Source organism: Povalibacter uvarum (assembly GCF_014202975.1).
Lineage (GTDB): Bacteria > Pseudomonadota > Gammaproteobacteria > Steroidobacterales > Steroidobacteraceae > Steroidobacter > Steroidobacter uvarum.
Genome location: NZ_JACHHZ010000002.1, coordinates 184,146 through 204,727, shown reverse-complemented (window position 1 = coordinate 204,727; position 20,582 = coordinate 184,146). Strand labels below are relative to the sequence as shown.

The window sequence follows — 20,582 nt, the reverse complement described above, 5'->3', positions numbered from 1 at the left end:
ATTTGCCCGAATGACGAATTCGGACCGGTATTCGTTGGTTCGAAGTCATACAACCGGCGTACACGGCTGTATTCCTCGACTTGGCGCTGTTGCGTGCGCCCGTCATCATCCATTCGATGAATCGAATCGTCGCTGACACGACTGGCTGCCGCCGAAGGGGAGTGCTGACTGCGCTTGCGTTATTCGCGATGGCGATGGCGACGCTGGTCGGCGCAGTCGACGAGATCGAACTCGAGGTCGAGCAGATCGAAGGCGCCGGCTGGAGTGCGCAAGGCGTTGTAGTGCGGGCCGATCTGCCGGAAGGATCGTCGGGTGTATCGGCTACCGTGTCGCGGCTACGGTTGAGCTCGATCAAGGATGAACTCCGGAACGTCCGGATCGAATGTCCCGCGCTCGAAGTTTCCGCCGACGTCATTCGCTGCGCGAAGGCGCGCATCGTGGCTTCGCTCCCTTCTCTTGGTTCTCAGACGGTGCCTGGCGACGTGCGCTACGCGCGAACGACCGGTGCGCTCGATCTGAACCTGCGCGGACTGCGTGTCGGCCAGGGGCAGATCAACCTCGCTGCTGCTTTGAACGATTCAGGCTGGCGCGCGACCGCCGACATTTCCCGACTGCCACTCGATGAGACTCTGAAGCTCGCCAAGCAGTGGCAGTTGCCCGCTCCGGAATTGACCGCGACGGGCCTCGTGACTGCGTCGATCAATGCATCAGGTACTGACACCGCGTTGCGCGCTGCTGATGTGACAGCGACGGTGAGCGAGCTCACTGGCAACAACGAATCGGGCAGTCTTGCGGCCGATCGCCTCTCGTTCGAGCTGCGCGCGAAACTCGGGCGTGCCGGAGCAGACTGGCGCTACGAAGCAACGATCAAGTCCGCCGCCGGTCAGGCGTATGCGCAGCCGATTTTCCTCGATCTGGGCGTTCATCCGCTGGAAGCCAGCGCGCGCGGACTCTGGACGAATGCCGGTTTACTGGTTGTGGATCACTTCGCGATCGATCATCGCGAGGTAGCCAGGGGTTCGGGGAAGGGCACTATCGACCTGGATGCGGAGCAACCGCTGCGGGCATTGCGCTTCGATCTTCAATCGCTGCAATTCCCTGGTGCGTATACGAGCTACTTCCAGCCGCTTCTGCTGGACACGGGCTTCAAGTCTCTGCAGACATCGGGTGCGCTGAGTGCCGCGTTGTCGATCGAAGACGGGACGCCGCGGCAGGCGAGCCTGCGCTTCGACAAAGTCAGTCTCGACGATGGCGCCCGCAACTTCGTCCTGCACGAACTGAGCGGTGAATGGCACTGGCTCGACGCACCTTCCGCCTCATCCGACGATGATGAGGATTCCCCTCCGCAGCGCAGCCCCAATTCGACGCTCAGCTGGGCCTCGGGCACCCTGTTGAACCTCGACCTCGGCGCGACCGAGCTGCACTTCAATACGCAGGGTCGACAGATTCGGCTGCTGCAACCGGCGCACATTCCCGTGCTCGACGGAGCGATCGCCGTCGAGAGCTTCAGGATTCGCAACGCCGGCCTGCCGACGGTTGCCTTCATGGTCGATGCGAGCATCCAGCCGATCAGCGTGCGGCAACTCTGCCAGGCATTCGGCTGGCCTGAATTCGGCGGCAAGATCAGCGGCAACATTTCCAAGCTGCGCATGCGAGATCGGATCGTGACGCTCGGCACGACACTGACCGCGCAGGTCTTCGACGGCGAAGTGCGGATCAGCGATCTGCGTCTCGAGCAGCCCTTCAGTCAGTGGCCGCGCTTCCGATCCAACATCGCGCTCGAGAATCTGGATCTCAATCTCGTAACGGGCGCCTTCTCCTTTGGCGGCATGACGGGGCGTCTGTCCGGCGCCATTTCGGGGCTCGAGCTCTTCAACTGGACTCCGGTGGCCTTCGACGCGCGCCTCTTCACTCCGCCCGGCGATCGCTCGAGGCATCGAATCAGCCAGCGAGCGGTAGAGAACATCGGCAGTATCGGCGGTGGCGGAGCAGGGGTTACCGCCGCGCTTTCCAGCGGCGTGATGCGATTCTTCGATGAGTTCAACTACGACCGGCTCGGCGTGTCGTGTCGCCTGGAGCAGGACGTGTGCCACATGGACGGCGTCGCTCCGGCGCCGAACGGTGGTTACTATCTCGTCAAAGGCAAAGGCCTGCCGCGCATCGATGTCATAGGCAGTTCCCGGCGCGTCGACTGGCCAAGGCTCGTCCGGCAGTTGATCGCCATCACCGAATCCGAAGGGCCCGTCGTGCAGTAGCGACGTCGGGCTGGCACCGCGGAACAGTCAGAGCGTACGATTCATTCGGCATTCAGTGCGCCAAATCACACTGAGTACCACCGATCACACGAGGAAGAGATCATGTCGCGATACCTGCCGCTCAAGCTCGCTGCGCTGACCCTGGCGCTGTCAGCGTGCGTCACCATCAACGTGTATTTCCCCGCTGCCGCCGCTGAGAAGGCTGCGGACAAGATCATCGAGGACGTGTGGGGCGAGAGCCAGACGAGCTCGGGCAAGAGTGACAAGCGCACGAACGCGTACGACGGCGCCGCCGAAACGCTGCTCGCCGCGACCGGGGCCGTTCTCAATCTGATCATTCCCACTGCGAATGCCCAGGCGGATCTGAACATCGCGACACCCGCCGTCCGCCAGCTCACGCAGTCGATGGAAGCGCGCTTCGCGCAGCTGAAGAAATACTACGACTCGGGCGCGATCGGCCTGACGCGCGACGGCCTCGTCGAAGTGCGCGATCAGAATCTGATCCCGCTGCCAGAACGCAACGGTGCGCGAAAGCTGGTCTCCGACGAGAACGCCGATCGGGCAAATCTCTACCGCGAGATCGCGACCGCCAACGGTCATCCGGAATGGGAAAGCGACATCCGCTCCACATTCGCCGAACGCTGGAGCAGCAAGGCATCGGCGGGCTGGTACTACCAGGACAAGGACGGCGCCTGGAAGCAGAAGTAGCCCGCGGCGTAGTCGCAGGTCCAAAAAAAAGCCCCGCATCTGCGGGGCTTTCGTTTCCTGGGCCGGCGTCTCTTCTTGTTGTTCGCCTGCGCCGGCTAAATCTAGAAACGTTGCTGTCGCTTCAATCGCAATCTGCTGCCGGTTGCCCGGCGGGCGTCGTCCTGACGCTTATTCGCTATTGGTCCTCAACTCCCCTTGCGGTGCCATCCCCGCTTCTCTGCCGAACTGTTGCGCCAATCGCGCTTACAGTTGCCTTATCCACAGCACGTGGTGTGCCAGTTGCAGGAGTATGCTCCTCGAAACAGGGGCTTAACAAGTACCGTAGCGATTCCACAACACGCTTTCGCGACTGTTGTGTAAACAATCCCGACGCGGGTCACATTCCCCCGGTGCCTAAATGCCCGGCAGTCGCACGGATACGCAGACTCCGCTGCCATCGGGGAGGTTTTCCGCGGACACGGACCCACGGTGCGATTCGGCAATCAGCCGCACGATGTACAAGCCCAGGCCGAGATGGGGTTTGGTGTCCGGCTGGGTCCGGGCGCTCACCAGGGATTCAAAGAGTCGGCCATCGAGATGCGGCGGCAGCGCAGGCCCCTCGTTGGACAAGCTCAGCACGTATTCCCCCGGCAACCTGTCGAGCGAGAGAGAGACTTTGCCGCCGGGCGGGCAGAAGTCGGCGGCGTTATCCATCAGCTTGTCGAGCATCTGCGCGATCAGATCGGGCGAACCCGCGAACGGATTCGGGCCCTCCGCGATGCGAGCTTCCAGCTGGACCTGAGGGAAAGTGGCCGAATATGCCTGGCCAACATTGCGTACGAGTTCGCCCAGATCGAATTCGACCCGCTCGGTGTGATCGATGATCTGTTCGACGCGGTTGGCTTCCGTCATCGCTGTCAGAATTGCGTGCAGCCTGCCTGTCCCCGTGCGTGCGCGATTCAGATAGTTCTGCGACGACGGCGGCAGCGACTCATCCGAGGCGAGATTGTCGAGCGACGAACTGACGATCGTCAGCGGCGTTCGCAGTTCGTGCGAGAGCTTCGTGCCCAGTGTCTGCAGGTAGCTCGTGTGTTCCTTCAAGCGCGACAATAGCGTGCTGTAGCTGCGTGCGAGTGTGCCGAGTTCATCACGCGCCTTTGTGTCCGGGATTCGCGGCTCGAGCCGGCCTTCCGGCGTGAGTGCAGACGCCACGGCGCGGCTCAGCCGCCGAATGCGCTGAGAGAGTCGCGCTGCAAAGGCGAGCGTGATGACTACCGAGAACAACGTTGCGAGCAGTGTGAGATTAAGCAATCTCGTCAACGCATCCTCGCGCACAACCGCCAGTTGTTCGGCAGGCTGCTCCACAACGAGGGCCGCGAGAACCTGTTCTCCGAAGTGCACTGGCACCGCCGCTCGAACCAATGAAGGCTCCCCGCCCGCGGGCTCGAACCAGATCGCGGCGTTCTCGCCCTGGCGTGCGGCGTCAACCGGCGAGCCCCACATGCCGTACGGCAATCCATAGGGAACGACGACCGCATCGCGTCCACCGAACAGTCGGCGATAGATCGAGCGTGCGAAGCCATCTTCATCCTGGCGCAACGCTGCGTATTCCGCCGAGCCGCCGATCTCGACAGAACCCGCGCGGGCAAGCAGCCATCCGCGTTGATCGACGACCGACACGCGCAATCCGCGAGGCGTGTACTGATCCAGTCGCTCGCGCAATGCATCGGACGCGGTGTGCAGTTTGCCGAGAGTGGGTGTCTGACTCGCGAGCCCATCGTGATTCAACGCGAACACGGCCAGCTGCTCGCCAAACATGGAAATCGGCACTCTGAGCTCGACTGCATAACCGCCCGCTGTGGCGCGCCACACACCTGTGATGTGTTGAAGCTCGTCAGGCGAAGTGCGCCACGGTGACCCGACTTCGCTGGTGCGCGCGATCGCGGGGCCGGGAGCGACCGCAGTGATTGACCACGCGCGCTCGCGGTCGAATTCATCCCGCGTCAGGAAGACGACGCGTGTGGTGCCCTCGCTGGCAGGGAACTCAGCCGTCGGGTTTTCGTAGCGAACGTCTGCATCGCGCGTTTCAAAGTACGCATACATGTAGCGCCCGAAAACGCCGAGCCGGACGCCGGCGGTGGCATCGAAGCCAGCCACCGGACGTGACGGAATGGGCCATTCGTCCGCGAATCCATCGAGCAGCGGTGTCGTCGACAGCAAGGGCGCGAACAGGTCACCGCGCGCAGGATCGAATCCCTCGCGTAACTCGTCCGGGAATCGGTACAGCAGCTCCGGCTGGGAAGCGACGACCCTGCTCAGAACGTCCGCGGTCGTAATCAGCGATTCTTCCTGCCCGTGTCGCAGCGTCGTTTCCATACGCTGCGCGTACTGCCATCCCGCCCAGGGCAGGATGAGAGTCATCAGGCTTAGGAACAGCAGCTTGATGCGCAGGGACATAGGAGTAGCCGGCTAGCCCGCTAGCTTCCAGCAACTAGCCAGCAGGGGCGGGGGGCAGAGCTGAGCCCGCGAACGCTTTGCGCAAACGATCTACTCCTTCCATCGATAACCCATGCCGTACATCGTCTCCACGCTGTCGAACGATTCGTCGATGGCCTGGAATTTCCGGCGGATCCGCTTGATGTGCGATGTGATCGTATTGTCGTCGAGCACGACGTTCGCCGCATCCATCAGTTGCTGGCGGTTCTTGACGTGCCCCGGATTCTTCGCGAGTGCATGCACGATCCAGAACTCGGTCAGGGTCAGCCCGAGAGGCTTGTCCTCCCAGGTTGCATGCAACCGTGCCGTATCGATGACGAGCGGGCCGCGCGTCACGATCTGATCGCGATTCGAAGGCTGCGTCAGTGCATCGATGCGGCGGAACAGCGCTACGACGCGCGCGATGAGATGCGTCAGGCTCAGGTCCTTCGTGAGGTAGTCATCCGCGCCCAGGCGCAGTCCCGACACGGCGTCGAGCTCACTGTCGCGGGCCGTGAGGAAGATGATCGGCAACTCGGCGGACATCGAGCGCAGCTCCCGGCAAAGCTCGAAGCCGCCCTCGGGTTCATCGTGGAGGCCGACGTCGATGACGGCCAGATCGGGCAGCCGGCCGCGAAAAGCTTCGATGGCTTCTTTGCGTGTGCCGTATGTCCGGACGCTGTAGCCGTTGCGCTGAAAAGCAGCGGCGTAGTTGTCGCGGATGGCGGGCTCGTCTTCGACGATGGCAATGAGCTTCTTCATGAGGCGATGAAATCCGGCTGACTGGCACTTCCAGCCCAGGGCGTGGGCGTTGTGCGGAGTGTAGCGCCCGGCGCAGCAAGGAAACCGGCTGCCACGATTGATCACAATCCGCCCGTAGCCCGGCACCGAGCGGCGCAAGCCTGCCGCACTCGCTGGCTGAAATAGCTCCCGGGTTCAGTCTTTGGGAGCGGATAGTGAATAGTCAGATGCCTCGAGTCATTGCCCGTCCGGCCTCGTCGAGCCAGCGTGAATCGCTGGCAGCACGCCGGCGACTCGAGATCTATTGGGCGATTGCTTCGTTCCTGGCGTTGATTGTCAGCTGGGATGCAGCGCTGCGTCTCGATGAGCGCGTGCCGCTGCCACGCATGCGCGTTGCCCAGGTGATGGAAGAGATGGAGCCGCAGCGGGCGGAGTGGGTCGCGCCGTGAGAACTGAAGGCTCCGGGCACACCCGGAGCCTTCGCGCGATCAGAACGCGTTGATCCCGGTCAGCGCACGGCCGACGGTGAGCTGATGGACGGTTTCGGTGCCTTCGTACGTGATCACGCTCTCGAGGTTGAGTGCGTGACGGATCGGCACGTACTCGACGCTGATACCGGCGCCGCCGAGGATGTCGCGTGCGTCGCGTGCCACTTCGATTGCAGCACGCGTGTTGTGCCACTTCGCCATCGACACCTGCGTCGGCGCCATCAGTCCCTGGTCCTTCAGGCGACCGAGCTGAAGCGAGAGCATCTGCGAGGTGGTGATCTTGCGTGCCATCTCGGCGAGGCGAATCTGCACGGCCTGCGTCGAGGCGATGGACTTGCCGAACAGCATGCGCGACTTGGAGTAGTCGATGACCTGCGTGAGGCAAGCCTGCGCTGCGCCAGTGACACCCCAGCTGATGCCGTAGCGGGCCTGCGTGAGGCACGACAGCGGACCCTTCAGGCCGACGACACCGGGAAGCACGTTCTCTTCGGGAACGACGACGTTGTCGAAGAAGAGGCCGGACGTGATCGAAGCGCGCAGGCTCATCTTGTGTTTGATCACGCTGGCGGAGAAGCCCTTGAAGTTCTTCTCGACCAGGAAGCCGCGAATGCCGGCATCCGTCATCGCCCACACGACGGCGATGTCCGCGATGGCGCCGTTGGTGATCCACATCTTCGCGCCATTGAGCACCCAATCCTTGCCCTGCTTGCGCGCGTGAGTCTTCATGTTCGAGGGATCAGAGCCGCCATGCGGTTCGGTGAGCCCGAAGCAGCCGATGATTTCGCCCTTGGCCATGCCCGGGAGCCAGCGCTGCTTCTGCTCTTCACTGCCGAATGCATAGATGGGATACATGCACAGGCTCGACTGCACGGAGACGAAGCTGCGCAAACCGGAATCGCCGCGTTCAAGCTCCTGGCAGATGAGGCCGTAGGACACGCCGTTGAGTCCCGCGCATCCGTAACCGTGAATCGAGCTGCCGAGCAGTCCGAGGTCGGCGATTCCCGGAATGAGTTCCTTGGGGAAACGCTCAGTCTCGAAGCACTCGCCGATGATCGGGATGACCTGATCGTCGACGTATTTCGCGACCGACTCCTGCACGAGGCGTTCTTCCTCGCTGAGCATGGCGCGGACGTTGTAGAGATCGACCGGATCGAGTTCGGCGACGGATGTTTTCGATGAATTCTGAAGGATTGCTGACATGTGTTTCTCTCTCCTGCCGCCGCATGATAACCCGGCATAACGCAGTGCAGGATGAGCCATTGCAAGCTTGTGTCAATGCTGCATAGCGAATTCGCTGCTGGTCGTGGCGCTCGCGTGGTAGCGTTCGCGCAGCTCAATCCGCGTGGGAAGCACAACAATGAAAACAGTCGATCAATGGCTCGGTGAGTACGGCGAAAGTCACCAGAACCATACGAACAAACTGCTGCACTGGATCTGCGTGCCCGTCATCGTGATCAGTCTTGCCGGGATGCTCTGGACCGTGCCCGTGCCGGCCGCGTTCCGCGAGATTTCCCCGTGGCTCAACTGGACCACCCTGCTGCTGGGCGCCGGGGTTTTATATTACTTCGCGATGTCGTGGTCGCTCGCACTCGGCATGGTGCTATTTGCAGCCTTCGTGGTGCTTTCCGTCGTCGGACTCGAGAGCCTTCCCGGTTCGCTGCTGGCGATCTGCATCGGGCTGTTCGTCGTTGCCTGGATCGGCCAGTTCATAGGTCATCACTACGAAGGCAAGCGGCCGTCGTTCTTCAAGGATCTGCAGTTCCTGATGATCGGTCCGCTTTGGCTGCTGAGCTTCGTCTACCGGCAGCTCGGGATTCGCTACTGAGCGACGGGCGGGAAGAGGAACCAGCGCGCTCTTGTTGAGTTCAGTGGGTGTTCAGTCGCCATTGACGAGGCTGACACGGTGTCGGTGTGTTGAGGAGTGACTTTATGGAAAAACGATTGCTGCAATCCCGGGGTTTCATTTCCGCGCGTTCGCTGGCCGCGGCCGGCGTACTCATCGCGTTCGTCAGTGGCTGTACGACGGTGAATCCGTACACGCGTGAAGAGCAGACGAGCAAAGCTGCGAAGGGCGCCGGTATCGGTGCCGCGGCAGGTGCGGTTGTTGGCTTGCTGACCAAGGGCGACAAGCTCGAGAACGCGCTGATCGGCGCGGGTGTGGGTGCGATCACGGGCGGTGGCGTGGGCTACTACATGGACGTGCAGGAAGCGAAACTGCGCCAGAAGCTCGAGGGCACGGGCGTGAGCGTCACGCGCATGGGCGACAACATCACGCTCAACATGCCGAGCAGCATCACCTTTGCGACCAACAGCTCGGATCTGAATGCGCAGTTCTACAACGCGCTCGACGGCGTCTCGATGGTGCTCAAGGAGTACAACAAGACTGTCGTCGAAGTGGCCGGACATACCGACAGCACCGGCACCGACCAGTACAACCAGGCTCTGTCGCAGCGTCGCGCACAGTCAGTCGCCAGCTATCTCGGCAGCCACGGCGTCGACGGCAAGCGACTCATGACGGTCGGAGCGGGCGAAGGTCATCCGGTTGCTTCGAACGACACCGAACAGGGTCGCTCTGCGAACCGGCGTGTCGAGCTCACGATCGTGCCCGTGACGACGAAGGGCTGATCGGACCCGCAAAAGAAAAGGGCCGGCTCGCAAGAGCCGGCCCTTTTTCTTTGATGCAGAAACTGTCAGGCCTTAGGCGGGTTCGCCCACCAGGCCGCGCAGCTTCTTGATCGCGTTCGCTTCGATCTGGCGAATGCGTTCCGCGGATACGCCGTACTTGTCGGCAAGCTCGTGCAGCGTGGCCTTCTCTTCAGTCATCCAGCGACTGCGCAGGATGTGCTGGCTGCGTTCATCCAGCGTTTCCAGCGCATTCGCGAGACGATCGGAAGTGTCGTCGTCCCACTGTTCGCGTTCGACCGCGATAGAGGGATCCGACTCCGGAGCCGGCAGATACGACGAAGGCGAGTACGAACCTTCTTCATCGTCCATGTCGGGCGCCGGATCGAAGGACAGGTCGCGCGAGCTGAGTCGCTGTTCCATGTCCGTTACTTCGGCGGTGGTCACGCCGAGCTCCCTGGCGATCGCCTGCGTCTCCGCGCCCGTCAGCCAGCCCAGATTCTTCTTGGACTTGCGCAGGTTGAAGAACAGCTTGCGCTGCGCCTTCGTCGTGGCGATCTTCACCAGACGCCAGTTGCGCAGCACGTACTCGTGAATCTCGGCGCGGATCCAGTGCACGGCGAACGACACCAGTCGTACACCCACGCCCGGATCGAAGCGCTTCACGGCCTTCATCAGACCGACGTTACCTTCCTGGATCAGGTCGCCCACCGGCAGGCCGTAGCCGCTGTAGCCGCGGGCGATGTGGACGACGAAGCGAAGGTGCGAGAGCACCAGATTACGGGCAGCGTCGAGATCGCCTTCCTGGTGAAAGCGGCTCGCGAGCGCCGACTCTTCTTCCCGGGTCAGGACCGGGATCCGCGACACCCGCTCGACATAGGCATCGAGGCTGCCGATCGGGCCGGCAAGGACCAGATCCGTATTCGAGCGAACCAGCGCGGTAGCAGTTGTCATATTGAAAATTCCCCTCCAGCAATCAGCCCAGAGAATGAAACCTTGGCGACGAATTTAGCAGTCCCGAAGTTGGAGTGCTAAGGCCCTAAAAGGTTCTTAATCGTGGGGTCGGCGACGCGCCGTTCAAGACTGACTTAACGCCTTGATTGCAGAAAGGTTTCCAGCTTCGTAAGTCATTGATGAAGCTGGGGCACAAGCCTCGTGAGCCCCTCTAGCTGGGCTCGATCTCCCTCAAGTGCCGGCTCGCTGCGATGTAAGACCCCAGCCAGCCGAGGAATACGCCGCTGCCGAGCAGGATCAGGGTCGGCTGGAGGCCGAGCCCGCTCACGGTGAAGCCGCTGCCATACAGCCCCGCAATGCGGCTGACGGGCTCACGCAGGACACCCACCACGATGGTTGTAAGAAGCCAGGCAATGACCGCGCCTCCGACCCCGTACCAGAATCCGCTGTAGAGGAACGGCCGTCGGACGAACGCGTCGCTGCCGCCGACCAGCTTGGTGACCTCGATTTCGGCCCGCCGGTTCTGGATATCCAGCCGGATCGTATTACCGACGATGGCCATCACGCCCACCGCGAGGAACGCCGCGGTCAGAAAGACGGCTCGGCGCACGGCTTCCAGAATCGCCTGAAGGCGATTGACCCAGGCCGTGTCGAGCTGCACCAGGTCGACCGACGGGAGTGCCCGGATATCGCCCGCGAGTTCTTCGAGATGCGCCGCGGTCGCGTACTCCGATTTGGGGTGCACGATCAGCGAATGCGGCAGCGGGTTTCCCGTGAGCGCATCGACAGCGCTTCCGAAGCCGGAATCGCGGCGGAACTCCTTGAGCGCCTCGTCAGCAGTCAGGACTTCCACATCGTTGACGTCACGCCGCTGTCGCAGGCGTTCAGCGATCCGGCGAACTTCGTCGATCGACGTCGGGATCTTCATGTACACCGACAGGTCGACGGCGCGATTCCAGTTTCCCGTCGCTGTCTGTGCATTCGCGATCAGCAGATGCAGGCACGCAGGCAGTGCCAGCGCGATGCCGATGACGAGGGTCGTCAGCAGCGTCGCCAGCTTCTGCTCGGAAAGGCGACCCAGTGCGCCGATGAGCGTTTGCAGATGGCGGGTGATCCAGGCGCTCATGGCTTGCGGTTCTCCATGAGTCTGGCGGGATCGAGCAGCTTCTGCGGCGCTTCGTCGCTGTCGACGATCTTTCCGCCTTCCAGCCGGATGCGGCGGACTGGAAACTGCTCGAGCAGGTAGAGATCGTGGCTCGCGATCAGCACCGTGACGCCCACTTCGTTGAAGCGGCGAAAGATGTTCATCACTTCGAGCGACAGATCGGGATCGAGATTGCCGGTGGGCTCATCGGCGATCAGGATCGGCGGCTTGCTCACCACTGCGCGTGCGATACCGACGCGCTGCTGTTCGCCGGTCGAGAGCTCGAGTGGCCGGCTCTGTTCGCGGCCCAGCAGGCCTACCTGATCGAGCGCTGCACGGACACGCTTGCCGATCTCCTTCGTGCCGATGCCGGCGATGATCAGCGGCAACGCGATGTTGTCGAAGATCGTGCGATCGTGCAGGAGCTTGTGATCCTGGAACACGACGCCGATCTGGCGCCGGTACGCGGGGATCTTCGAGCGCGGCACGGAGCCTACGTTCTGTCCGTTGACGATGACCTGCCCGCGCGAGGGACGTTCGATCAGGGCAATCAACTTGAGCAGGCTCGACTTGCCCGCGCCCGAGTGCCCCGTGAGAAACGCAATCTCGCCGCTCGCGAGCTCGAGCGACAGATCGCTCAATGCTTCGCGGCCGTTGGGATAGCGTTTGAAGACGTGGTCGAAACGAATCATTCTTGCTCTTTGCGTTTCAACAGCGCATCGACGAAGGCTTCCGGTTCGAATTCATCGAAATCCTCGGCGCTCTCGCCGGTGCCGATGAAGCGGATCGGCAGTTTCAGTTCGCTCGCAAGCGCGAACACGATACCGCCTTTCGCGGTGCCGTCGAGCTTCGTCAGCACGACGCCGGTGACACCGAGGGCTTCGTTGAAGAGGCGCGCTTGCTGGAGCGCATTTTGCCCCTGGCTCGCGTCGAGTACGAGCAGCACTTCGTGGGGCGCCAGTCCGTCGACCCGGCCCATCACCCGCTTCACCTTCTTCAGTTCTTCCATGAGGTTCGACTGCGTGTGCAGTCGGCCGGCGGTATCGGCCAGCAATACATCGATGCCGCGGGCTTTGGCCGCCTGCATGGCATCGAACGCTACTGCGGCGGGATCGGTGCCCGCGCTCTGGGCGATGACCGGAACGCCATTGCGGTCGCCCCAGACCTGCAGCTGCTCCACGGCGGCGGCACGAAACGTGTCCCCGGCCGACAGCATGACTTTGAGTCCATGGTCTTTCATGCGTCGGGCCAGCTTGCCGATCGTTGTCGTCTTGCCTGCTCCGTTGACGCCCACGACGAGGATCGCGAACGGCGTGATCGACCGGTCGATCGTCAGCGTGACGGAGGCTGGTTTCAGAACCGAGAGCAAGGAGGTGCGCAGCGCTTGCAGCAGGGCATCGAGATTGCCCAGTTCCTTGCGGGCCACCTGTTTGCGCAGACCCGAGAGGATGCGTTCGGTCGTCTCGACTCCGACATCCGCCGTGATCAGCCGCGTCTCGAGCTCATCGAGAACGTTCTCGTCGATCTTGCCGCCGGGAATGAGATTCGCGAGGTCATACGTCAGCCACGAATCGCCGCGGTTGAGCTTGGCGCGCAGCCGCTGAAGCAAACCTGGTTTGTCGGCGCCGGAGTCGGCGGCCTTCGATTTGAAGCCGAACATTCTGCGGGGACGTCACATCGGGGGCGGGCGGTAATTCTAGCAGCACGAACGGTGGAGTCCGACGCGTGTCGCGCGAGGCGCTATGCTTGCGGCCAATTCTCACACCCATCGACCATGAGCCGGTCCACGAAACCACGAACGTCGCCCGCTTGCGCAGGCAAAGCCCTGTCCAACCGCCTGAGAATCATCGGCGGCCGCTGGCGCAGCGTGCCCATCACGTTCCCGCCGGTAGCCGCTTTACGGCCATCTCCCGATCGGGTACGCGAGACGCTGTTCAACTGGTTGCAGCACTCGATCATCGACGCGCGCTGTCTCGATCTATTCGCCGGCAGCGGCGCGCTTGGACTCGAAGCGCTGTCACGGGGCGCGGCCGAAGTTCATTTCGTGGACTCAGAGGCCGTAGTAGGGCGGCATTTGCAGCAGACCCTGGCGCACCTCAAGGCATCGGGCGGTGAAGTCCACGTTACGGACGCGATGCGATTCCTCGATGGCAAACCGCGGCCCTTCGATGTCGTGTTCCTCGATCCGCCATTCGCATCGCAGTTGCTGGAGAAGGCCTGCGGCAAGCTCACGGCCGGGTGGTTGGCGGACGGCGCGTTCGTCTATCTCGAATGCCCGGCTGACAAACCTTTGCCGACACTGCCGACGGGGTGGTCCATGCACAGAAGCAAGCGCGCGGGGCAAGTCGGCTATCATCTGCTGCGCGTGAATTCTTCTCTGGACTTGAGGTGAGCCATGACCGGCGCGATGTATCCCGGCACGTTCGACCCGATTACCAACGGTCACTACGACCTCGTGAGGCGGGCGGCCGACATTTTCGAGCGTGTCGTCGTGGCGATCGCAGCGAATCCGGGCAAGGCGCCGCTTTTCCCGCTTGAAGATCGCGTGGCCCTGGCGAAGGAAGTGCTCGCGGATATTTCAAACGTCGAAGTCACCGGCTACGCGGGACTGACCGTGGACTTCGCGCGCCAGCATGGATTGCGCGTGGTCGTTCGCGGGTTGCGCGCGGTGTCCGACTTCGAGTTCGAGTTCCAGCTCGCCACCATGAGCCGGCATCTCACCGATAAAGTCGACTACGTCTTTCTGACCCCGACGGAACAGTTCAACTTCATTTCATCGACGCTCGTGCGAGAGATCGCAAGCCTGGGCGGCAACGTCCGCAAGTTCGTGCATCCGAGCGTGGAAGCGGCGCTCAAGCAGGCCTGGGAAAAACGCAAAGCGCAGAAGTCGTAGCGTCATCCGCGCCGTCACTTCTGACACTTCGGGCAGTAGTACGTCGCCCGCTGCCCCTGAACCATTCGTTTGATCGGTGTCTTGCACACCCGGCAGGGCTCGCCCTCGCGCTCATATACGAAGAGCTTCTGCCGGAAGTAGCCGGGTTGTCCGTCGGCGTTCACGTAGTCGCGCAGTGTCGTGCCCCCTTGGCGAATCGCTGCGCGCAGCACCTTCCGGATCGAGCGAGCGAGCGCGGGGAATTCGTCTTGCCGGATCTTCGCGGCGCTGCGCTGCGGACGAATGCCCGCATGAAAGAGTGCCTCGCTTGCGTAGATATTGCCGACGCCGACGACGAGTGCGCTGTTCATCAGCAGCTGCTTGATCGCAACGCGGCGGCCTTTCGCCACGCGAGCAAGGTACGCAGCGTCAAATTCTTCGGACAACGGCTCCGGTGCGAGCCGGATGAGCAGCGGATGCTTCAAAGGATCATCGACTGTCCACAAGAGACTGCCGAAACGTCGTGGGTCGTTGAAGCGCAGGCACTGACCGCTGTCGAGAACGATGTCGACGTGATCGTGTGATAACGGCACTGCTGTTGCTGGCATCACGCGCAGACTGCCCGACATTCCCAGGTGCAGGATCATCGAACCGCGCTCGAGATCGAACACCAGGTATTTCGCCCGCCGGCGCAGTTGCTGTACGCGTTGCCCCGACGCCAGCGCCACCAGTTCGTCAGGCACACGCCACCGCAGCCGCGGTTCTCTTACGACGACGCGTTCGATGACTCGTGAGGTGACGGCCGGTTCGATGCCGCGGCGCGTCGTTTCGACTTCTGGAAGTTCAGGCATGGATCTTTAGGGCGCGCGGGGTTGAACGAACTGGGATCGCCTTCACAGTATGAGGATTGGTGCAGGGCGATTCTCGAATCCTCGGTCCCGGTGCAGGGATTCGCTCATTTGTGGGGTCGGGGGGTGTCCGTTATAGTCCGCGCACTTCGATTTTCCGTAATCCCCCTCCTTCGTTCGCACTCCGCGCAGGTCCACCAGTGAACCTAGACTTTCTCTACGGAATTCTGAATCTTAGCTTCTGGGGCTACGTGCTCGTGACCTTCCTGATGGTCCAGTTCACGTTCATGGGCGTCACGCTCTATCTCCATCGCGACGCGACGCATCGCAGCCTCGATCTGCATCCGGTACTGCGGCACATCTTCCGCTTCTGGCTGTGGATGAGCTCGGGCATCGTCACCAAGGAATGGGTGGCCGTGCACCGCAAGCATCACGCGAAGTGCGAAACGAAGGACGATCCGCACAGCCCGGTGATTTTCGGTCTGAAGAAAGTGCTGCTCGAAGGCGCGGAGCTGTACCAGGCGCAGGCGCGCAATCCCGAGACGACTGAGAAGTTCGGTCGCGGCACACCCGACGACTGGATGGAGCACAACGTCTATCTGAAGTATCGCAACTTCGGCATCGCGCTCATGGTGGTCGTCGATCTCGTGCTGTTCGGCGTGCCGGGCATCATCATTCTGGCCGTGCAGATGCTGGCGAATCCGCTGATGGCGGCCGGCGTCATCAACGGCATCGGTCACTACTACGGCTATCGCAATTTCGAGTGCCCGGATGCCGCGCGCAACGTGATGCCCTGGGGCTTCCTCGTTGCCGGCGAAGAGCTGCACAACAATCACCACGCGTTCCCGAGCTCGGCGAAGTTCTCGATCCATCGGTGGGAATTCGATATCGGCTGGCTCTACATCCGCATTTTCCAGACGTTCGGTCTTGCGAAGGTCCTGCGCGTTGCTCCGGAGCCGGCGCACGTCGCTCCGCGTAATCACATCGATCTCGAAACCGTTCGTGCCGTGATCGTGAATCGCATGCACGTGCTGCGCGAGTACTCGCGCAACGTGACGATCCCCGTGTTCCGCGAACAGCTGATCACTGCGGGCGGCCAGCTAAGCCGACGCGTGAAGAAGCTGCTCGTTCGCGAGCCGGTGCTGCTCGATCAGGCTGCGCAGTCGAAGCTGAAGGAAGTGCTGGCGAACAACCAGGCCCTGCAGACGGTTCACGAGTTCCGCGAGCGCCTGCGCGTGCTGTGGAACGGCTCGAACATGAGCAACGAATCACTGCTGCAGCATCTGAAGGAATGGATCGCACAGGCCGAAGCGAGCCGCATCAAGGTGCTGCAGGACTTCGCAGCCAGCCTGCGTGGCTACGCGATGCAGCCTGCGTGAGGATGCGCTGATCAGTGGCCGTCGACTTTCGGCGGCCGGAAATGAAAAACCCGCCGGAAGGCGGGTTTTTCGTTTGGAAGACCCATGAGGCCGGGGCGAACCGGCGCAAATGAAAAGCCCGCCATTCGGCGGGCTTTTCATTACTTGATCTTCGCTTCCTTGTAGGCGACGTGCTTGCGCGCCTTCGGGTCGAATTTCTTCACTTCCATCTTGTCCGGATGGAGGCGCTTGTTCTTCGTGGTGGTGTAGAAGTGGCCGGTGCCGGCCGTCGACAGCAGTTTCACTTTTTCGCGCATGGCTTAGCTCCTCAGGCGCTTCAGACCGCGACGCCCTGGGCGCGCAGTTCGGCAACGACTTTGTCGATGCCCTTCTTCTCGATCGTGCGCAGGCCATTGCTGGAGATGCGCAGGCTTACGAACCGACGCTCACTCTCGAGCCAGAAGCGCTGCACGTGCAGGTTGGGCAGGAAGCGGCGACGACGCTTGTTGTTGGCGTGCGAAACGCGGTTTCCGGTCATCGGCTTCTTGCCGGTGATCTGACAGACTCTGGACATGGCGATTCCTTAAGAGGCCCACCCGCCGGGAACGGCTGGTCGGCCGGAAAAATGAGTCGCGCTTTATACCAGCCGAACTGCGGACCGGCAAGGAGCCAAAGCCCTCTTTCTCCCGGCTCCCCCGTCCCGGGCCCCCGTCAAAGCAGGCCTCGTTCCGCGAATGATTCGCAGACCCCGTCACCCACGATCAGGTGATCGAGGACCCGGATATCGACCAGCGCCAGAGCCTGTTTGAGACGGCGGGTAATCAGCTCGTCGGCCTGGCTGGGCTCCGCGACCCCGGACGGGTGGTTGTGCGCCAGGATGACCGCTGCCGCGTTCCGGGACAGGGCTTCCTTCACGACCTCCCGGGGATGCACGCTCGCGCCGTCGATGGTGCCCCGAAACAGCTCATCGAAGCCGATGACCCGGTTTCGATTGTCCAGATAGACGCAACAGAACACCTCGTGTGGCAGGTCACGCAGTCGCATCCGCAGAAATTCCTTGGTGGCGCAGGGGTTTGCGAGCGTGGAGCCGGCAACCATGAGCTGTTGATAGTGCCGCCTGGCCAGCTCGAGCGCGGCCTGGAGGGCGGCGTATCGCGCGGGCCCGAGCCCGCGGGTGGAGCAGGCGCGGTGCTGCTCCGCCGTAAGCAGGCATCTCAGCGATCCGAATTGCGTCAGCAGCCGTCTGGAGATATCGAGGGCTGAGGCGCCCTTGGTTCCCGTTCGAATCAAGATGGCCAGCAGTTCAGCCTCCGTCAGCGCCTGAGGTCCCCAGTCGAGCAGTTTTTCCCGGGGCCGTTCTCCGGTGGGCCAGTCGCGAATCGCCATTTCCCTTGAGGTCCCTCCGCCGGTCCGGGTCGAGATAGGGATTCTGCCGTCCGCATCCCGGCGCGAAGCTCGCGAATCGGGGCGTTTTCGCCGGAAATGCGCGCCGGAACGTTGCTCCAGCCATGCCCAGGCGGCATGCCGGTATGCGCCCCGGTCGTTTGCCGCCGTCCGGCGTGCGCGCCCATAATCTTGAGCATGAGTGCAGCTCGCAAAATCCTTCTCGGGGTCACTGGCGGCATCGCGGCTTACAAGAGCCCGGATCTCGTGCGGCGTCTGGCTGAGCGCGGCGCCGAGGTTCAGGTCGTAATGTCGCGCGGCGCGCAGCAGTTCGTCACGGCGCTGACGTTCCAAGCCGTGTCGGGCAGGCCCGTGCGCACGGATCTGTGGGACGAAGCCGCGGAAGCCGCCATGGGCCACATCGAGCTCGCGCGATGGGCGGATGAGATCGTCGTTGCCCCCGCGACTGCGGATTTCATCGCCAAACTCGCGCATGGCTTTGCGGAAGATCTTTTGACGACGGTGTGTCTCGCGACGACCGCGAAGATCACCATCGCCCCCGCGATGAATCGCCAGATGTGGGCGAATCCGGCCACGCAGGCCAATGTCCGTCTGCTCAAGGACCGCGGCGTTCGAGTCCTCGGCCCGGCGAGTGGCGAACAGGCCTGCGGCGAAGTCGGTGTCGGTCGAATGCTCGAGCCGACGCAGATCGCTGAGGAGATCTACGCAGCGCTCCCAGTCGAGGGCGTGCTCTCGGGGCTGAAGGTCGTGATCACTGCTGGACCGACGCGCGAAGCAATCGATCCGGTGCGATTCATCAGCAATCGCAGCTCGGGAAAGATGGGTTATGCCGTAGCCGAAGCGGCTCGCGAAGCCGGCGCGACGGTGGTGCTGGTGACAGGTCCAGTACAGATTCCAACGCCGGCCGGCATCGAGCGCGTTCCGGTCGAAACCGCGGACCAGATGCTGGCGGCGGTGCAGAAGCAGGTCGCCGACGCGGACATCTTCATCGCCGCGGCCGCAGTCTCCGACTACAAGTGCAGCGAAGTCGCCTGTCAGAAGATCAAGAAGACCAGTGACAACATGACGCTTGCGTTGTCCCGTGCGCCGGACGTGCTGGCGACGATCGGACGGAGTGAATCGCCACCTTTCCTGGTGGGTTTTGCGGCGGAGACCGAGAACGTCGAAGCGAACGCACTGACGAAACTCAATTCCAAGAATCTCGACATGATCGCCGCCAACAAGGTGGGCGAGGGCCTGGCATTCGACAAGGACGACAACGCGCTGACGCTCTACTGGCGCGGCGGCAAACAGGAGCTCACGCTCAACAGCAAGTCGGCGCTGGCGCGGCAACTCGTCTCAGTGATTGCGGAGCGCTATCGGAGTCGTGGAAAATCAGCAGCCACTCCGATTCAGAACCGATCCGCCATCCATGCCACCCGCTGACGGGGTCACTGCCCCAGCCTTCGCGCGCCGCCGACTTCAGGTCAAGATTCTCGATCCCCGCATCGGTCGCGACTATCCGTTGCCGCAGTACGCAACGAGCGGCTCGGCGGGCGTCGACTTGCGTGCATGCATCGATGCATCGCTCGATCTGAAGCCGGGCGATACGCAACTGATCCCCTCGGGGATCGCCATTCATCTCGAAGACGCGGGCTATGCGGCGATCGTGCTGCCTCGCTCCGGACTGGGGCACAAGCACGGCATCGTGCTCGGCAATCTGGTCGGGCTCATCGACTCGGACTACCAGGGCCAGATCTTCGTCTCGTGCTGGAATCGCGGTCAGACGACATTCACCATCCAGCCGGGTGAGCGGATTGCTCAGCTCGTGGTGGTTCCCGTGATCCAGGTCGAGTTCGACGTGGTGAATGAATTCGAGGCGTCGCAGCGCGGTGCGGGCGGGTTCGGAAGTTCGGGACGCGGCTGAGACGGGGAAGCGGAGCTTTCGGAGTCGCTCCGCAAGAGGAAGATGGAGCCCCGCTTTCGCGGGGATGACGAAGCTCTCCGGAGCGAATCGCTCCGGACAGCTTCGTCATTTGATTCCCTTGAGCTCCTTGAAGCGGGCGATGTCGGCGGTGAACGTCGTTTTGATCTCCGACTGTTCCTTGCGCGTTTTCTCCAGCATTTCCTGATAGACACGCATGTTGTTCACCGTGTTGACCATCTCCTCGGCGAGGTGATCGGGCAGCGGGGGAGCGTTCGCCTTGTCGCTGTATGGCTTGAAGCGGGCGATCTGCTGCGCAAGGCGGCTCTGACTGTTGCGCAGGTTCGTGATGTTCTGCTCGTTCACGCGGTACTGGGAATCGAGTAGTTCCAGGCGCTGATCGCGCAGCCGCTCGATATCCTCGACCGTAAGGTAGGTTTCCATCAGCATCCGGTCGCGCTGCAACCGTGCGTCGCGTTCCGCACGAATGCGTTTTTCGCCGACTTCGCGTTGCTCGCGAGCGACCTTCGACTGAGTGCCCTCGATGACACGAACGACCATGCCGTTGTTGTTGAGCACTTCCGTATCCAGCCCCTCGCATTCCTTCGGCTTCGAGTCACCGTAATGGACCTGGCCGGCGCCGTCCTTGCATCGATAGAACGCTTCGCGCGTTGTGGAACTCGCGGCCATGACGACTCCCGCCGGCAGCGTGGCGGCGATCAGAGCGGACAGGCACAGCAGGCGCACGATGGACATCTGGAGGTGCGGAAAGGGCGGTATGTGGCTGATTCTATGGTTCGGACAGATCGGTACTATAGGGCCGGCAGACCT

General features: G+C 62.4%; 22 protein-coding genes. 10 read left to right on the top strand and 12 right to left on the bottom strand.

Annotated elements, in window-relative coordinates; genetic code table 11:
- Window positions 1-161: 161 nt before the first annotated feature.
- Both HNQ60_RS07175 and HNQ60_RS07170 read left to right on the top strand, forming a co-directional pair.
- On the top strand, window positions 162-2,255 hold the full coding sequence (locus HNQ60_RS07175) for a hypothetical protein (protein WP_184330361.1): 2,094 nt from the start codon (window positions 162-164) through the stop codon (window positions 2,253-2,255).
- Between the two features lie 102 nt (window positions 2,256-2,357).
- Complete coding sequence (locus tag HNQ60_RS07170) at window positions 2,358-2,963, top strand: YdbL family protein (protein ID WP_184330360.1); 606 nt, start codon at window positions 2,358-2,360, stop codon at window positions 2,961-2,963.
- A gap of 393 nt (window positions 2,964-3,356) precedes the next feature.
- On the opposite strand, the gene HNQ60_RS07165 is transcribed toward HNQ60_RS07170, so the two are convergent.
- Window positions 3,357-5,399 (bottom strand): ATP-binding protein, encoded by a 2,043-nt coding sequence (locus HNQ60_RS07165; RefSeq protein ID WP_184330359.1) that lies wholly within the window; start codon window positions 5,397-5,399, stop codon window positions 3,357-3,359.
- A 90-nt stretch (window positions 5,400-5,489) separates the two neighbouring features.
- Window positions 5,490-6,179: a proteobacterial dedicated sortase system response regulator gene (pdsR, locus tag HNQ60_RS07160; RefSeq protein WP_184330358.1), complete on the bottom strand. Its 690-nt coding sequence runs from the start codon at window positions 6,177-6,179 to the stop codon at window positions 5,490-5,492.
- 206 nt (window positions 6,180-6,385) lie between these two features.
- Here pdsR and HNQ60_RS07155 point away from each other — a divergent pair, with 206 nt between their 5' ends.
- Complete coding sequence (locus HNQ60_RS07155) at window positions 6,386-6,607, top strand: hypothetical protein (protein WP_184330357.1); 222 nt, start codon at window positions 6,386-6,388, stop codon at window positions 6,605-6,607.
- A gap of 39 nt (window positions 6,608-6,646) precedes the next feature.
- On the opposite strand, the gene HNQ60_RS07150 is transcribed toward HNQ60_RS07155, so the two are convergent.
- Window positions 6,647-7,846 (bottom strand): acyl-CoA dehydrogenase family protein, encoded by a 1,200-nt coding sequence (locus tag HNQ60_RS07150; RefSeq protein ID WP_184330356.1) that lies wholly within the window; start codon window positions 7,844-7,846, stop codon window positions 6,647-6,649.
- Between the two features lie 157 nt (window positions 7,847-8,003).
- Between HNQ60_RS07150 and HNQ60_RS07145 the strand changes: the two genes are divergently transcribed.
- Together HNQ60_RS07145 and HNQ60_RS07140 are read left to right on the top strand one after the other, a co-directional pair.
- Entirely contained in the window at window positions 8,004-8,471 is a 468-nt protein-coding gene (locus HNQ60_RS07145) for an Mpo1 family 2-hydroxy fatty acid dioxygenase (protein ID WP_184330355.1), read from the top strand.
- A 104-nt stretch (window positions 8,472-8,575) separates the two neighbouring features.
- Window positions 8,576-9,271, top strand: a complete 696-nt coding sequence (locus HNQ60_RS07140; RefSeq protein ID WP_184330354.1) for an OmpA family protein — start codon at window positions 8,576-8,578, stop codon at window positions 9,269-9,271.
- A 72-nt stretch (window positions 9,272-9,343) separates the two neighbouring features.
- On the opposite strand, the gene rpoH is transcribed toward HNQ60_RS07140, so the two are convergent.
- From rpoH to ftsY, 4 genes are all read right to left on the bottom strand, one after another.
- The gene (gene rpoH, locus HNQ60_RS07135; protein ID WP_184330353.1) at window positions 9,344-10,222 is read right to left on the bottom strand and encodes an RNA polymerase sigma factor RpoH; all 879 of its coding nucleotides are present in this window, start codon (window positions 10,220-10,222) and stop codon (window positions 9,344-9,346) included.
- Window positions 10,223-10,433: 211 nt separating this feature from the next.
- Window positions 10,434-11,348: a permease-like cell division protein FtsX gene (gene ftsX, locus HNQ60_RS07130; RefSeq protein ID WP_221304082.1), complete on the bottom strand. Its 915-nt coding sequence runs from the start codon at window positions 11,346-11,348 to the stop codon at window positions 10,434-10,436.
- Window positions 11,345-12,058: a cell division ATP-binding protein FtsE gene (gene ftsE / locus HNQ60_RS07125; protein WP_184330352.1), complete on the bottom strand. Its 714-nt coding sequence runs from the start codon at window positions 12,056-12,058 to the stop codon at window positions 11,345-11,347. The genes ftsX and ftsE overlap by 4 nt, the downstream gene beginning before the upstream one ends.
- Window positions 12,055-13,026 (bottom strand): signal recognition particle-docking protein FtsY, encoded by a 972-nt coding sequence (gene ftsY, locus HNQ60_RS07120; protein ID WP_184330351.1) that lies wholly within the window; start codon window positions 13,024-13,026, stop codon window positions 12,055-12,057. The genes ftsE and ftsY overlap by 4 nt, the downstream gene beginning before the upstream one ends.
- Before the next feature lie 114 nt (window positions 13,027-13,140).
- On the opposite strand from ftsY, the gene rsmD reads away from it, so the two are divergent.
- Both rsmD and coaD read left to right on the top strand, forming a co-directional pair.
- Window positions 13,141-13,758 carry a 16S rRNA (guanine(966)-N(2))-methyltransferase RsmD gene (gene rsmD, locus HNQ60_RS07115; RefSeq protein ID WP_184330350.1) on the top strand — a complete coding sequence of 206 codons (618 nt, stop codon included), beginning with the start codon at window positions 13,141-13,143 and terminating at the stop codon, window positions 13,756-13,758.
- A 3-nt stretch (window positions 13,759-13,761) separates the two neighbouring features.
- A complete protein-coding gene (coaD, locus tag HNQ60_RS07110) occupies window positions 13,762-14,259 on the top strand; it encodes a pantetheine-phosphate adenylyltransferase (protein WP_184330349.1) in 498 nt (165 codons plus the stop codon).
- 14 nt (window positions 14,260-14,273) lie between these two features.
- Here the strand turns inward: coaD and mutM are convergent, their stop codons facing one another.
- Complete coding sequence (gene mutM, locus HNQ60_RS07105) at window positions 14,274-15,089, bottom strand: bifunctional DNA-formamidopyrimidine glycosylase/DNA-(apurinic or apyrimidinic site) lyase (protein ID WP_184330348.1); 816 nt, start codon at window positions 15,087-15,089, stop codon at window positions 14,274-14,276.
- Window positions 15,090-15,286: 197 nt separating this feature from the next.
- Here mutM and HNQ60_RS07100 point away from each other — a divergent pair, with 197 nt between their 5' ends.
- Window positions 15,287-16,465 (top strand): DesA family fatty acid desaturase, encoded by a 1,179-nt coding sequence (locus tag HNQ60_RS07100; RefSeq protein WP_221304081.1) that lies wholly within the window; start codon window positions 15,287-15,289, stop codon window positions 16,463-16,465.
- 140 nt (window positions 16,466-16,605) lie between these two features.
- Here the strand turns inward: HNQ60_RS07100 and rpmG are convergent, their stop codons facing one another.
- From rpmG to radC, 3 genes are all read right to left on the bottom strand, one after another.
- Window positions 16,606-16,761 (bottom strand): 50S ribosomal protein L33, encoded by a 156-nt coding sequence (rpmG, locus tag HNQ60_RS07095; RefSeq protein ID WP_184330347.1) that lies wholly within the window; start codon window positions 16,759-16,761, stop codon window positions 16,606-16,608.
- A 20-nt stretch (window positions 16,762-16,781) separates the two neighbouring features.
- Window positions 16,782-17,018, bottom strand: a complete 237-nt coding sequence (gene rpmB, locus HNQ60_RS07090; protein WP_184330346.1) for a 50S ribosomal protein L28 — start codon at window positions 17,016-17,018, stop codon at window positions 16,782-16,784.
- A gap of 137 nt (window positions 17,019-17,155) precedes the next feature.
- Entirely contained in the window at window positions 17,156-17,830 is a 675-nt protein-coding gene (gene radC, locus HNQ60_RS07085; RefSeq protein ID WP_184330345.1) for a RadC family protein, read from the bottom strand.
- Window positions 17,831-18,025: 195 nt separating this feature from the next.
- Here radC and coaBC point away from each other — a divergent pair, with 195 nt between their 5' ends.
- Window positions 18,026-19,273: a bifunctional phosphopantothenoylcysteine decarboxylase/phosphopantothenate--cysteine ligase CoaBC gene (gene coaBC / locus HNQ60_RS07080; RefSeq protein ID WP_184330344.1), complete on the top strand. Its 1,248-nt coding sequence runs from the start codon at window positions 18,026-18,028 to the stop codon at window positions 19,271-19,273.
- A complete protein-coding gene (gene dut / locus HNQ60_RS07075; RefSeq protein ID WP_184330343.1) occupies window positions 19,260-19,754 on the top strand; it encodes a dUTP diphosphatase in 495 nt (164 codons plus the stop codon). The genes coaBC and dut overlap by 14 nt, the downstream gene beginning before the upstream one ends.
- A 105-nt stretch (window positions 19,755-19,859) precedes the next feature.
- On the opposite strand, the gene HNQ60_RS07070 is transcribed toward dut, so the two are convergent.
- The gene (locus HNQ60_RS07070) at window positions 19,860-20,507 is read right to left on the bottom strand and encodes a DUF4124 domain-containing protein (protein WP_184330342.1); all 648 of its coding nucleotides are present in this window, start codon (window positions 20,505-20,507) and stop codon (window positions 19,860-19,862) included.
- Window positions 20,508-20,582 lie beyond the last annotated feature (75 nt).